This is a genomic window from Mycobacterium sp. NPDC003323 (genome assembly GCF_053589535.1).
The window spans coordinates 423,774-437,015 of record NZ_JBSFSB010000001.1 but is presented as its reverse complement, the minus strand read 5'-3'; the positions used below and the strand labels follow the sequence as shown (position 1 = coordinate 437,015).

At 67.7% G+C, this 13,242-nt stretch carries 13 protein-coding genes; 5 read left to right on the top strand and 8 right to left on the bottom strand.

Annotation, left to right across the window (positions count from 1 at the left end; genetic code table 11):
* Positions 1–9: 9 nt before the first annotated feature.
* The 5 genes from ACWDUN_RS01805 to ACWDUN_RS01785 are packed head-to-tail and all read right to left on the bottom strand — an operon-like array spanning position 10 to position 3,155.
* The gene (locus ACWDUN_RS01805) at positions 10–702 is read right to left on the bottom strand and encodes an enoyl-CoA hydratase (protein WP_449923776.1); all 693 of its coding nucleotides are present in this window, start codon (positions 700–702) and stop codon (positions 10–12) included.
* Entirely contained in the window at positions 699–1,532 is an 834-nt protein-coding gene (locus tag ACWDUN_RS01800; protein ID WP_449923773.1) for an NUDIX hydrolase, read from the bottom strand. The genes ACWDUN_RS01805 and ACWDUN_RS01800 overlap by 4 nt, the downstream gene beginning before the upstream one ends.
* Positions 1,529–2,368 carry an ABC transporter ATP-binding protein gene (locus ACWDUN_RS01795; protein WP_449923770.1) on the bottom strand — a complete coding sequence of 280 codons (840 nt, stop codon included), beginning with the start codon at positions 2,366–2,368 and terminating at the stop codon, positions 1,529–1,531. Before ACWDUN_RS01795 ends, ACWDUN_RS01800 begins: the two co-directional genes overlap by 4 nt.
* Positions 2,329–3,006 carry a membrane protein YczE gene (yczE, locus tag ACWDUN_RS01790; RefSeq protein WP_449923768.1) on the bottom strand — a complete coding sequence of 226 codons (678 nt, stop codon included), beginning with the start codon at positions 3,004–3,006 and terminating at the stop codon, positions 2,329–2,331. Before yczE ends, ACWDUN_RS01795 begins: the two co-directional genes overlap by 40 nt.
* Positions 3,003–3,155, bottom strand: coding sequence for a hypothetical protein (locus tag ACWDUN_RS01785; protein WP_449923765.1), 153 nt, complete (start codon positions 3,153–3,155; stop codon positions 3,003–3,005). Before ACWDUN_RS01785 ends, yczE begins: the two co-directional genes overlap by 4 nt.
* 62 nt (positions 3,156–3,217) lie before the next feature.
* Between ACWDUN_RS01785 and yczR the strand changes: the two genes are divergently transcribed.
* Positions 3,218–4,672 (top strand): MocR-like transcription factor YczR, encoded by a 1,455-nt coding sequence (yczR, locus tag ACWDUN_RS01780; protein WP_449923762.1) that lies wholly within the window; start codon positions 3,218–3,220, stop codon positions 4,670–4,672.
* Here yczR and serB read toward each other — a convergent pair.
* A complete protein-coding gene (gene serB, locus ACWDUN_RS01775; RefSeq protein WP_449923760.1) occupies positions 4,669–5,928 on the bottom strand; it encodes a phosphoserine phosphatase SerB in 1,260 nt (419 codons plus the stop codon). The two genes, yczR and serB, sit on opposite strands and share 4 nt — an antisense overlap.
* A gap of 39 nt (positions 5,929–5,967) precedes the next feature.
* A complete protein-coding gene (gene ctaD, locus ACWDUN_RS01770; RefSeq protein WP_449923757.1) occupies positions 5,968–7,713 on the bottom strand; it encodes an aa3-type cytochrome oxidase subunit I in 1,746 nt (581 codons plus the stop codon).
* A gap of 175 nt (positions 7,714–7,888) precedes the next feature.
* Between ctaD and ACWDUN_RS01765 the strand changes: the two genes are divergently transcribed.
* The 3 genes from ACWDUN_RS01765 (at position 7,889) to ACWDUN_RS01755 (ending at position 10,441) form a co-directional block, all read left to right on the top strand.
* Entirely contained in the window at positions 7,889–8,956 is a 1,068-nt protein-coding gene (locus ACWDUN_RS01765) for an ABC transporter substrate-binding protein (protein WP_449923754.1), read from the top strand.
* A gap of 16 nt (positions 8,957–8,972) precedes the next feature.
* Positions 8,973–9,248 (top strand): YciI family protein, encoded by a 276-nt coding sequence (locus ACWDUN_RS01760; RefSeq protein ID WP_449923751.1) that lies wholly within the window; start codon positions 8,973–8,975, stop codon positions 9,246–9,248.
* 146 nt (positions 9,249–9,394) lie between these two features.
* Positions 9,395–10,441 carry an NAD(P)-dependent alcohol dehydrogenase gene (locus ACWDUN_RS01755; RefSeq protein WP_449923749.1) on the top strand — a complete coding sequence of 349 codons (1,047 nt, stop codon included), beginning with the start codon at positions 9,395–9,397 and terminating at the stop codon, positions 10,439–10,441.
* Positions 10,442–10,472: 31 nt separating this feature from the next.
* Here ACWDUN_RS01755 and ACWDUN_RS01750 read toward each other — a convergent pair whose 3' ends face one another.
* Complete coding sequence (locus ACWDUN_RS01750; RefSeq protein WP_449923746.1) at positions 10,473–12,257, bottom strand: hypothetical protein; 1,785 nt, start codon at positions 12,255–12,257, stop codon at positions 10,473–10,475.
* Positions 12,258–12,394: 137 nt separating this feature from the next.
* On the opposite strand from ACWDUN_RS01750, the gene ACWDUN_RS01745 reads away from it, so the two are divergent.
* Positions 12,395–13,204 (top strand): DUF6498-containing protein, encoded by an 810-nt coding sequence (locus tag ACWDUN_RS01745; protein ID WP_449923744.1) that lies wholly within the window; start codon positions 12,395–12,397, stop codon positions 13,202–13,204.
* Positions 13,205–13,242 lie beyond the last annotated feature (38 nt).

The following is a 13,242-nucleotide window of genomic DNA, read 5'->3' as shown; positions in this document are numbered from 1 at the left end:
ATGGGCAGCCTAACTGCCGGTGAACGACCGGAAGACCTCGACGTAGCGGCGGACGCCGTCACCTGCACCGTCGACCATCGCCTTGGCGCCGGCGAGCACGTGCGCGGGAGCGTCGGCGTGCCGGCGCGCCCAGGCCAGCGCGGCGTCGTACACGCCGTCCGGGGCCACCATCTCGTCGACCAAGCCCAGCGCCAGCGCCTCCTCGGCGCCGACGAACCGTCCGCTGAACACCAGATCCTTGGCGCGCGCGGCACCCATGGTGCGTACCAACCGGTCGGTGCCCGCGGCGGGCAGCAACCCGGCCAGGATCTCGGTGACGCCGACCTTGACGTTGTCCCCCGCGACGCGCCAGTCCGCGGCCAGCGCCAAAGCCAGCCCGGAGCCCAGCGCATAGCCGGTGACGGCGGCGACGGTCGGCTGCGGGATGGCCGCCACGGCGTCCAGCGCCGCGCGGCAGGCCGTCGTGACGCTTTCGGCGTCGGCCGCGTCGAGGTGGCGCAGCAGCGCGATGTCATCACCGGCGCTGAACACCTCGTGACCGCCGAACAGGATGACGGTGTGCACGTCGGGACGGCGGCCGAGCGCGGCGGCGACGGCGGCGATCTCGCGATACATCTGCCGGGTCAGCGCATTGGTGGGCGGCCGCGACAGCACCAGGGTGCCGATCCCGTCGTCGACGACCGAGGTGACGAACTCGGTCATGCGCGCTGGGTGTCGTTGTAGCCCTCGGGCGAGCGTCGGTTGCGGGCCTCGTTGTAGCGGGCGCCGTCGAAGAACTCGATGTCCCAGTCCCCGGTCGTCTTGTCCGCCGACAGGCTCGGCATCATCGCGACGATCTTGCGTTCGGTGGCCAGCACCTCGGCCACCGTGCGCCCGTTCAGCGAATCGAGTTGCGACCAGGTCGGCGGCAGCAGGAACGAGCGGCCCTCGGCGAACTCGTCGAGGGCGGCCTGCGGGGTGGACCAGAACGCGCGGTCGCTCTCGGTATTCTCGCCGTCGGCACGCTGACCGTGCGGGATGGCGCCGACGAAGAAGTAGGTGTCATAGCGGCGGGTGCGCTCCTCGATCGGGGTGACCCAGTTGGCCCACGGCCGCAGCAGGTCGGCGCGCAGGACCAGCTTCTCATCGCGCAGGAAGTCGGCGAAGGACAGCGAGTTGTTGGCCAGCGCCGCCCGCTGCTCCCGGTACACCGAGGCGTCGTCGACGAGGATGTCGGAGTCATCGGCCGCCCCGGCGAACAACACGCCGGACTCCTCGAACGTCTCGCGGGCGGCGGCGCACACCAGCGCCTCGGCGAGATCGACGTCGACGTTGAGGCGTTCGGCCCACCAGGTGGGTTCCGGGCCGTACCAGGCGATACCGGTTCCGCGATCGCGTTCGTCCACGCCGCCGCCGGGGAAGACCATGACGCCGGCGACGAAGTCCATCGCCGAGTGGCGGCGCATCAGGAAGATCTCCAGCGATTCCGGGGTGCCCTGATCGCGCAACAGCATCACCGTGGAGGCGGGCCGGGGAACGAGCGGATCTGTCATGAACGCCTCCTATGCGCCGCGCGGCTGCGGGTGCGCCGCGCGAAGTATCGCCCGTCGATGTAGTCGAGGGCGATCGACTGACCGAAGGCCGCCGACAGATTCTCCGACGTCAGGACGTCGGCCAGCAGGCCCGACGCGACGACGCTGCCCTCCGACAGCAGCAGGCAATGGCTGAATCCCGGCGGGATCTCCTCGACGTGATGGGTGACCAGGACCAGTGCCGGGGCGTCCGGATCGGCGGCCAGGTCGGCCAGCCGCGCCACCAGTTCCTCGCGCCCACCGAGGTCGAGACCGGCGGCCGGTTCGTCGAGCAACAGCAGTTCTGGATCGGTCATCAGCGAGCGCGCGATCAGCACCCGCTTGCGCTCCCCCTCGCTCAGCGTGCCGTAGGCGCGCTCGGCCAGGTGTTCGGCGCCGACGCTCTCCAGCATGTCGACGGCCTGTTCGTAGTCCATCTCGTCGTACTTCTCACGCCACCGGCCCAGCACGGCATATCCCGCCGACACCACCAGGTCGCGCACGACCTCGTCGTCGGGGATGCGTTGGCTCAGTGCCGAACTGCTCAGGCCGACGCGTGAGCGCAGCTCGGACATGTCGGTGCGCCCCAACCGTTCTCCGAGCACGAACGCCGTCCCGGACGAGGGATGGTCGATGGCCGCGGCGATCCGCAGCAGCGAGGTCTTCCCTGCGCCGTTGGGTCCGATCACCACCCAACGCTCGTCCAGTTCGACGGCCCAGTTGATGGGGCCGACCAAGGTCTTGCCACCGCGTCGCAGGGCGACCTTGGCGAAATCGATCAGCAGGTCGGGGTCTGCGATGGGGTCGTCTGCCGGCACCCGCTCATCGTAGTGTCGGCGCCCTTGAGCGTCCGGCCGTGCCCCGGCGCACCGAAGTCGTGAAAGAGCAGTCGCCGCGGCATGAATCGCAGCATCACCTGCACCAGCGGACCGATTCCCGGGGCGTAGACCAGCGTGCCGACACCGACGGTGCCGCCGAGGGCGAACCCGACGGCCAGCACCGTCACCTCGATGACGGTCCGGATCAGGCGCACCGAGCGGCCGGTGCGGGCCACCAGGCCGGTCATCAGTCCGTCCCGCGGTCCCGGTCCGAGCCCGGCGCCGATATAGAGGACGGTGCTGAACGCGTTGAGCAGGACCGCCCCGAGCATCATCGACACCCGCACCCACATCTCGTGCGGGACGGGCAGGATCGCGATGCCCAGGTCGACGGTCACCGCGATGACGATCACGTTGGCGACCGTGCCGATCCCGGGTCGGTTGCGCAGCGGGATCCAGGCCAGCAGCACCACGACGCCGACGAGCGCGGACGCCGCCCCGATCGTCATGCCGGTGTGCCGGGCCAGTCCCTGGTGGAAGACGTCCCAGGGGTCCAGTCCCAGCCCGGCCTGCACCATCATCGCCATCGAGAAGCCGTAGCCGGCCAACCCGACGAGCAGCAGTGCCGCTCGCGTCATGCGTGGTCGGGGAATCGTGCGCGGATGGCATCCAGTTCGTTGCGCACCCGGCGCGCATCGGCGTTGTCGACATCGCCGGCGCCGCGGCGTGTGTAGGGACCGGACCGCCGGTACTTCCCCGCCACTCGAGAAAGCCACTTTTCTTTCATGTCTCGATAATCGGGCGCTACTGGCTTGCTATTCAATAGCCAGTTCACAGATACTGGCCTCAATGTCCGAATCACCGTCGACCATGAATGCCAGATCACTCGATGTGGACCTTTTGGCCCGCGAGCTCGGCAACTGGCGCACGTCCAGTCTGACCGGACCGGCATATCTCGGCCTGGCCGATGCCATCCGACTGCTCATCGTCGACGGCCGCATCCCGGTCGGCTCCCGGCTACCCAGCGAACGCGCCCTGGCCGATGTGCTGCGGGTGTCCCGGACCACGGTGACCGCCGCGTTCACCGCACTGCGCGATGACGGCTACCTCAACGCCCGCCGCGGGGCACGCAGCACCGCCGCGCTGCCGCCGCGACCACAACAGCCCGTGGCGGCCGGCCCGCCGACGATGAACCTGGCCGCCGCCGCGCTGTCGGCGCCCAGTGCCGCGGTGCTCGACGCCTATGCCAACGCTGCCCGCGATGTCACCCCGTATCTGGCCGAGGTGGGCCACGAGCTTTCCGGGGTGTGTGCGTTGCGCGCCGCGGTCGCCGAAAGGTACACCGCCCGTGGCCTTCCGACCGATCCGGGGCAGATCATGATCACCACCGGTGCCCAGCACGCCATCGGTCTGATCCTGTCGGCGTTCACCCAGCCCGGCGACCGTGTGCTGGTCGAACAACCCACTTATCACGGTGCGCTGTCGGCGATTTCGACCTCGGGCGCGCGTGCCGTGCCGGTTGCTCTCAACGACCAGGGCTGGGAGTTGGACGCCGTGCATGCCGCCATCCGCCAACTCGCGCCCAGCCTGGCCTACCTCATCCCCGACAACCACAACCCGACGGGCTTCACCATGACCCCGCCCGACCGGATCCGGTTCGGCCACATCGTTTCCGAGACGCGAACCCGCACCATCGTCGACGAGTCGATCATGGACATGTGGCTCGACGATGCCCCGCCCGCGCCCCTGGCCGCCGCCATGGGAGCCCGCCGCGAGCTGATGCTCACGGTCGGATCCATGTCCAAGTCCTTCTGGGGTGGTCTGCGCATCGGCTGGATCCGCGCCGAACCGGCCACCCTGGCCACCATCGCGCCCATCCGGTCATCCGTGGACCTGGGCACCCCGATCCTGGAGCAACTCACCGCGGCGCGGCTACTGGAATTGCGTGATGAGATCCTGCCCGAGCGTCGCGAGTTGCTGCGCAGTCGGCGCGAGTTCCTGCTGGACCTGCTGGCCCGCGAGCTGCCGGACTGGCGCCCCGGACCGGGCCGCGGCGGGATGTCGCTGTGGATCCAGCTGCCGGCGCCGATGAGCACCGCGCTGTCGGCGTCGGCGTCGCGGCTGGGGCTGGATCTGCCCGCCGGGCCACGGTTCGGTGTCGACGGCACGCTGGAACGGTTCATCCGGGTGCCCTACGCCCTGCCCGAGCCGCAGCTGGAAGCGGCCGTCGCGCTGATGGCGCGGGCGTGGCGGTCGATCACCGGGGTCGCCGTCGCCCCGGAGACCCACGCGGTCGTCGTCTAGCCCGGGATGTCGACCCGGCGCACCGTCCCGTCGACGGCGTCGGCGGCCTCGATCTCCCCACGTGTCACGCCGAGGATGAACAGCACGGTGTCCAGGTAGGGGTGGCTCAGTGACGCGTCGGCGACCTCGCGCAGTGCGGGTTTGGCGTTGAACGCCACGCCCAGTCCCGCCGCCGACAGCATGTCGATATCGTTGGCGCCATCACCGACGGCAACCGTCTGGGCCATCGGCACGCCCGCCTGTTCGGCGAAATCGCGCAGCGCCTTGGCCTTCCCGGGCCGGTCGATCACGGTGCCGACCACCCGGCCGGTCAGCTTGCCGTCGACGATCTCCAGTTCGTTGGCGGCCACGAAATCGAGCTTGAGGTCATGGGCCAGCGGATCGATCACCTGCCGGAAGCCGCCGGAGACGATGCCGCAGTGGTAGCCCAGACGACGCAGGGTGCGGATCGTCGTGCGCGCCCCGGGTGTCAGCTCGATCTGCTCGGCGACCTCGTCGAGCACCTCGGCGGGCAGCCCGGCCAGGGTGGCCACCCGCTTGTGCAGCGATTCGGCGAAGTCCAGTTCGCCGCGCATGGCGGCCTCGGTGACCTCGGCGACCGCCGCCAGCGCACCGGCCCGATCCGCCAGCATCTCGATGACCTCACCCTGGATCAGGGTGGAGTCGACATCGAACACGATGAGGCGTTTGGTGCGTCGGGACAGGCTGTAATCCTCCAGGGCGATGTCCACACCCAGGTCCACCGCGGTGCGGGCCATCACGCTCTGCAGTTCGGTGTACACCGCACCAGGGGGCACCGAGACCCGCAGTTCCAGGCCGGTCACCGGGTAGTCCGACACGCCGCGGATGAAGTCGATGTTCACCCCGAGCGCGGCGACCTCGCGGGCCACCACCCCGAACGCCTCGGCCGTGATCGGCCGACCCAGCACCACGATGGTGTGCGTGGAGGGTTCCTCCATGACCGGCTTGTCGTCGCTGCGCTCGATCGAGACGTCCAGTCCCACACCGTGGATGGCGGCCCGGATCTCGCCGGCGAAGTCGGCGCCGTCGGCAACCGACGAGTCGACCGAGACCAGCACACCGAGGGTGAGCCGTTCCCGGATCACCACCTGCTCGACGTTGAGCAGTTCGACGTGGTGCCGGGACAGCACCTCGAACAGGGCCGACGTCACACCGGGCTGATCGACACCGGTGACGGTGATCAGCAGCGACGAACGTCCGCGCGCGACATCGACAGACTGCGAGGCCGTCGGCACAGCTACCTCCGTTTGAATGCCTCGGATCGGCTAATCAGGTCAGGTACGAACGTTCTCGTCGTCGAGGCGCGTCACGTCGCCGTCGGCCGGACCGTGGGCGCGACCGATGTGGGCCTCGGCGCGCATCCGCTCCACCATGTGCGGATAGTGCAGCTCGAACGCGGGCCGTTCCGACCGGATTCGGGGCAGCTCGGTGAAGTTGTGCCGCGGCGGCGGGCAGCTGGTGGCCCACTCCAGGGAGTTGCCGTAACCCCACGGGTCGTCGACCACCACGGGCTCGCCGTAGCGCCAGCTCTTGAACACGTTCCACACGAACGGCAGCGTCGAGATGCCGAGGATGAACGCGCCGATGGTGGACACCACGTTCAGCGTGGTGAAGCCGTCGCTGGGCAGGTAGTCCGCGTAGCGGCGCGGCATACCTTCGTCACCCAGCCAGTGCTGCACCAGGAACGTGGTGTGGAAGCCGATGAAGGTCAGCCAGAAGTGCAACTTGCCCAGCCGCTCGTCGAGCAGACGACCCGTCATCTTCGGGAACCAGAAGTAGATGCCCGCGTAGGTGGCGAACACGATGGTGCCGAAGAGCACGTAGTGGAAGTGCGCGATGACGAAGTAGCTGTCGGTGACGTGGAAGTCCAGCGGCGGGCTGGCCAGCAGCACGCCCGACAGACCACCGAGCAGGAAGGTCAGCAGGAAGCCCACCGAGAACAACATCGGTGTCTCGAAGGTCAATTGCCCCTTCCACATCGTGCCGATCCAGTTGAAGAACTTGATACCGGTGGGCACCGCGATCAGGAACGTCATGAAGGAGAAGAACGGCAGCAGCACCGCGCCCGTGGCGTACATGTGGTGCGCCCACACCGCGACCGACAGCGCCGCGATACCCAGCGTCGCGTAGATCAGGGTGGTGTAGCCGAAGATCGGCTTGCGGCTGAACACCGGGAAGATCTCACTGACGATGCCGAAGAACGGCAGCGCGATGATGTACACCTCGGGGTGACCGAAGAACCAGAACAGGTGCTGCCACAGCAGCACACCGCCGTTGGCCGGGTCGTAGATGTGCGCACCGAGATGGCGGTCGGCGGCCAGGCCGAACAGCGCCGCGGTCAGGATCGGGAACGCCAGCAGCACCAGGATCGAGGTCACCAGCACGTTCCAGGTGAAGATCGGCATCCGGAACATGGTCATACCGGGTGCGCGCATGCAGACGATGGTGGTGATGAAGTTGACCGCACCGAGGATGGTGCCGAGACCACCGACGGCCAGGCCCATGATCCACAGGTCACCGCCGGCGCCCGGGGAGTGGATGGCATCGGTCAGCGGCGAGTACGCGGTCCAGCCGAAGTCCGCGGCGCCGCCGGGGGTGATGAAGCCACCCATCGCGATCAGGGCGCCGAACAGGAACAGCCAGAAGGCGAACGCGTTCAGCCGCGGGAAGGCCACGTCCGGCGCACCGATCTGCAGCGGCAGCACCAGGTTGGCGAAGCCGGCGAAGATCGGCGTCGCGTAGAACAGCAGCATCACCGTGCCGTGCATGGTGAACAGCTGGTTGAACTGCTCGTTGGACAGGAACTGCAGTCCCGGCACCGCGAGCTCGGTGCGCATCAGCAGCGCCATCAGGCCGCCGATGAGGAAGAAGCCGAAGCACACGACGCAGTACATGATGCCGATCAGCTTGTGATCGGTCGTCGTGATCAGCTTGTAGATGAGGTTGCCCTTGGGCCCCATGCGCTCCGGGAACGGACGCCGTGCCTCGAGTTCTCCGATTGGGGGCGCTTCGGCTACCAACAGATCCTCCATAAAAAAGTCGACGGGGTGTTCCCGGCACTGTTCTGTTCGTGATCTTATCCCCATCCGCATCGGCTGCGACATGGGTGTCCTACAAAGTGTCGTATTCGCTCGTGGAGACCTTTCGGCAGCCGGATCGAATGGCGCGATCGGCACGGTTGATACCGTCGGCGGCGTGCTGTTCTCCTCCGTGCGCACGGGCCTGCTTGCCGTCGGCGTCTCGGCCCCGTTGATGCTGCTGACCGGCTGCGGAGGCGCCGAGACCGCACCCGCAGGCGGCCCCGACTCCCCGATCACCAGCACGACGCGCATCGCCAGCGCGGGCGTGCTCGGCAATCAGCGCAAACCGGACGAGTCGTGTGCGGCCGAACCCGCCGCCGCCGGACCCGGTGCGCTCGAGACCGGCCGCGACGTCCGCAACGCGGTGCCCGCCGGCACCGACATCCCGGCCGCCACCGAGGTGCGTGGCGATCCGCAGCGCATCGTGGCTCTGGCCGCGGGGCAACTGGACGCGCTGTGCGCGCTGGGCCTGCAGGACCGGGTGGTGGGAACCGCCGTGCCGCAGCCGTCCTATCTGGGCACCGTGCTGCACGACGCACCCGCCGTCGGCGATGCGGCGGCCGTGCACGCGGCCGACCCCGATCTGATTCTCGGGTCGGCCGGGCAGGGTCTGGCGGAATTCCCCGCGCTCAGCGATATTGCCGCCACCGTGTTCACCGGTCCCGACTGGCGCGACACCCTGCGCGCGGTCGGCGCGGCCACCGGCCGGGCCGGCGCGGCCGACCGCGTGCTCGACGATTTCGAACGCGAGGCCCGCGAGGCCGGTGAACGCAATGACGCCACCCACTATCAGGCCTCGGTGGTCCAGTTCACCGAGAACACGGTGCGGGTGTACGGCGCCGACAACTTCCCCGCCTCCGTGCTGACCGCGGTCGGGGTGGATCGTCCTGCCGCACAACGGTTCACCGACCGGCCCTATATCGAATTGGACATCTCCGACCTCTCCGAGAACACCGACCTGTCGGCCGCCGACGGCGATATCGTCTACCTGTCGTTCGACTCACCGGCGGCCAAGGACCGCGCGCCGGAAATCCTCAACAGTGCGGCGTGGCGCAAGTTGTCGGCCAACGGTGACGACCGTGTCTTCGCCGTCAACAACGAGGTATGGCAGACCGGTCAGGGTGTCATCGCCGCGCGCGGCATCGTCGAGGATCTGCGCTGGCTGAACGCGCCGATCAACTAGCAGTACGCTCTGTCCCGTGTTCCACGTCCTCAACATCACGTACCTGCAGCCGCTCGAGGTCATCGACGAGTCCCGTCCGGCACATCTGGAATGGCTCAAGAGCGAGGTCGACGCCGGCCGGATCCTGCTGGCCGGCCGCCTGGAATCGCAGGAGGGCGCGGTGTTGATCGCTGCCGACATGTCCGCCGAGGACGCCGACGCCATCACCGCGGCCGACCCGTACACCCAGGCCGGCGTGGCCCGCTACGACCGGGTCAGCTTCAACGCCGGGTTCCGCGCCGCCGGGCTTTGAGCCAACTCACAGGCGGAGCGGGGACTAGACCCGCGGCCTCCGTCGTTGTGTGTTCACGGGGCGCACTGCTGCGCCCGTTTCACTACGGTGAAGATGCATGAATTCGCACGTGTTCATACAAAGACGCAGGTAAAGAGGATCAATCGATGACCACCACCGTTTCCGCCTATGCCGCCCCGTCGGCGACCGCACCGCTGACCAAGACCACCATCGAGCGTCGTGAGGTCGGCCCCCACGATGTGGCCTTCGACATCAAGTTCGCCGGCATCTGTCACAGCGATATCCATACCGCCCGCGGCGAGTGGGGCGGCCAGGCCTATCCGCTGGTCGTCGGCCACGAGATCGCCGGTGTGGTGACCGAGGTCGGCTCCGAGGTCACCAAGTACAAGGTCGGCGACCACGTCGGCGTGGGCTGCATGGTGAACTCCTGCCAGGACTGCGAGAACTGCGCGGCCGGGCTCGAGCAGTACTGCACCGGCACCGGCATGATCGGCACGTACGGCGCCACCGACCGCGACGGCACCGTCACGCAGGGCGGCTACAGCCAGGCGATCGTCGTCGACGAGAAGTTCGTGCTGCGCATCCCCGACAGCATCCCGCTGGACAAGGCCGCTCCCCTGCTCTGTGCGGGTATCACGCTGTTCTCCCCGCTCAAGCACTGGAATGCCGGTCCCGGCAAGAAGGTCGCGATCATCGGTCTCGGCGGACTGGGCCACATGGGCGTCAAGCTCGCGCACGCGATGGGTGCGGAGGTGACGGTGCTGAGCCAGTCGCTGAAGAAGATGGAGGACGGTCTGCGCCTCGGTGCCGACGAGTACTACGCCACCAGCGACCCGGAGACCTTCGCCAAGCTCAGCGGCAAGTTCGACCTGATCCTGAACACCGTCTCGGCCAATCTCGATCTGGGTCAGTACCTGGGCCTGCTCAAGATCGACGGCACCCTCGTCGAACTGGGCGCCCCGGAGCACCCGCTGGAGGTTCCGTTCTTCCCGCTGGCCGGCGGCCGGCGCAGCATCTCCGGTTCGATGATCGGCGGCATCGCGGAGACCCAGGAGATGCTCGACTTCTGCGCCGAGCATGACGTCACCCCGGAGATCGAGGTCATCGAGGCCTCCTATGTCAACGAGGCGTGGGACCGCGTGGTCTCCAGCGACGTGCGCTACCGCTTCGTCATCGACACCTCGACGATCTAGCCGCCACCGTCGGTGACTCGGCGGGCCGGGATCAGGTGTGCAACATCAGACTCCGGCCCGCCGGCCACCGCGGCGCCACCATGGCCGTCACCGGCCGCGGCTGGAACTCGGCGGATCGCACGGGCACGGGAACTCCGATCACGGTCCCGCGTGTCGCTCCGGCCGGGGACTGGAGATCGAAGGTCTGACCCGGATCGCCGTAGATGCCGGCGCACTCGTCACCGTCACATCTTCCGGTGAGCGGGTCGATCCGACCCTCCAGGATGTCACTCACCCAGCCGCCCATGAGGATCTGGGCGGCCGCCTGATTCTGCGCCGTCGGGAAGCCCTGGTAGAGGTTCGAGATGAACTGGATCAGCCAAGTACCGCCGTCCATGGAATCGAGGTGCTTACCCTTTTCCAGCACGATGCCGTTGAACTTGCCCGGCCGGTGTTCGTTCAGGGCCGCATCGACCCGGCGGGACTCTTTGGGCGCACCGAGTTCGAGCACCGGGATGTACGTGCCGATCCCATCCAGTTTGACCAGCGCATCGGTCAGCACGCTGCCCTGCGGCGCGGCATCGAGCAGCACCACCCCGGCCAGTTGGTTGGCCTCGCCTGCGGCTGCGATCGCCTCGGCGTAGTACCCCGCCGCGCCGGCCACCAGATTGCCGCCGAGCGAGTGCCCGACCAAGGCGAAACGGTCCGGCAGCGCGACGCCGGCACCGTATCTCTGGGCATAGCCGGCCGCAATTGCACTGGCCGTCAACGCCTCTCGTTCGCCGAGGAACAACGCGGCGGTGGCGCGCAGCGCCTGATCGCTGCCCAGCCAGAACCCGTCGTGGACGTTCCGGTTGGAGGTCAGCGTCGGCACCACGACAATGCTGTTGGTGCTTTCGGCCAGATTGGCGGCCGTGTAGCTGTACATGGCGCCGACACCGAGGAATCCATGCTGCAGGTAGATGATCCGCTGCGGCGGCTCGTCGCCGTCGGGGTAATACCAGTGGGCGGGCACGGTGTGCTTGTCGTCGATCTTCAGCGTCGACGTCTTCACCGTCACCGTGCTGCCGCGCGGTACGACCGGCGGCCCGGCGATGAAGGTGACGGCCACCCCCACGAAGTCGAAGATGAACGACGCGATGATGTCCTGCAGCGACCGCTGTGGCGACGCGGCCGCTGCGGTGACTGTCGCCTTCGCGACTGCCGCCGCCATCGGTGCCGCCACCGCCGACATCACGTTCGGGGTCTGCACCTCGGTCGCGGTGTCGTTTTCGTAGCTGTCGGACTCGACGACGGCGGGTTCGTCGGTGATCTGCGGCTCGTCCGTTACGGCTTCGGAGGTGAGAGGTTCCTTCGGCTGGGGGTCGATGACGTCCGACTCCAGTGAGTCGCCTCTGTCCGAGGACTCCGCGTCGTCGGCGTTCTTCTCGCCTCCCGGCTTTGCACCCTCCTCGCGACCCTCGCCGTCCTCGGCAACTTCGGTGTCATCGGCGTCGTCGGCGACTTCGCTGTCTCCCGTGTCGTCGGCGACTTCTGTGTCGTCGGCGCCATCGGCATCGCTGTCATCGCCGTCGGACTGGCCATTGGAACCGTCATCGCCGTCGGCCTCGGAGTCGGTGTCGGTGTCGGCATCCGACGTGCTCTCGGAAGCGTCCTTCTCGGACGCTCTCTCAGACCGACTGGGACGCGTCTGATCACGGCCGGAGGAGCTCGTCGCAGACCCGGCCGAGGCGTCTGAACCGGTGTCGGCGCTCGCCACATCAGCCCCGACGACCATTGCGGCGGAAACCCCCGCGGCGACCACACCCGCACCCATCCACGCCGAAATGTGCGACACGCTGCCTCCAGGAATCGATCGTTGACAACCGTCAAGTTAGCGCGTTTTGACACGTGCGTAGATAAATTGCCGAAACTGCCGCGCCGCGGTAGACCGAGTACTGCCCGCAGCCGAATCTGCGTGCGACGATCGTCGTCGTGACTCGCGTTGTGCACCTGATCTCGCTACTGGGCGTGATCGCGGTACCCGTATGGGGGTGGTTTACCCAGGACTGGTCCGGTGCCACCACGCTTGCGGTGTACTGGTTCGAGACGCTGACGGCGTCGCTGTTCATCCTGGCGCGCATTGCGCTGCATCAACGCTGGTCGCCCAAGCGCGGGCACTATGACTACAACGCTGCCGGCAAGGACGGTGGCCGATACCGCTACACGGTCAACGGGCGACGGCGCAGCGGTAAATCGCTCTCGACGTACATGTCCAGCTTCGCGGTCATCTGCCTGAGCTTCTGCGCGGTGCACGGAATCTTCCTCGGGGTGGTGCTCCTCCTGCTGAACCACAACGGCGTCGGACACCTGGTTCAGGTCGACTGGCGCAGTGTCGGTTTCGGAACCCTGAGCGTATTCGCGTTCATGACGGTCGACTTCCTGGTGGATCTCACCCAACTGCGCAACTGGCCGTTCCGCCGTTTGGAGGAGATCGGCAGCCAGGTTCTCGGCCGCGTCATGGTTGTGCACATGACGCTGTTGATCGGTTTCCTCGCCATTGCGATCACCGATACGCCGGACGCCTTCTTCGGCGTGTTCGTTGTTCTGAGGACCATGGCGCAGCTGAGTTCCGCGTTGCCGCAGTGGAAACCCGCACGACCACCCGAATGGCTGAGCAACATCCTCAATCGCGTCCCGAATGTGCATCCCGGCAAGAAGTTCGAGGACTTCTGGGCCGAGGAGCAGACCGAGGAACGGCAGCGCCTTGAGGCCAACGAGCACCCCTGGGAACCTCGCGTTTAGGTGCGGGCGGCTCCGTTGCGAGACACCGCGCAGCCGGC

Coding starts and splice junctions, on each gene's coding strand:
- yczE (WP_449923768.1), bottom strand. CDS start 3,006: ATGACGCGAGCGGCACTGCTGCTCGTCGGGTTGGCCGGCTACGGCTTC.
- ACWDUN_RS01785 (WP_449923765.1), bottom strand. CDS start 3,155: ATGAAAGAAAAGTGGCTTTCTCGAGTGGCGGGGAAGTACCGGCGGTCC.
- yczR (WP_449923762.1), top strand. CDS start 3,218: ATGTCCGAATCACCGTCGACCATGAATGCCAGATCACTCGATGTGGAC.
- ACWDUN_RS01755 (WP_449923749.1), top strand. CDS start 9,395: ATGACCACCACCGTTTCCGCCTATGCCGCCCCGTCGGCGACCGCACCG.
- ACWDUN_RS01805 (WP_449923776.1), bottom strand. CDS start 702: ATGACCGAGTTCGTCACCTCGGTCGTCGACGACGGGATCGGCACCCTG.
- ACWDUN_RS01800 (WP_449923773.1), bottom strand. CDS start 1,532: ATGACAGATCCGCTCGTTCCCCGGCCCGCCTCCACGGTGATGCTGTTG.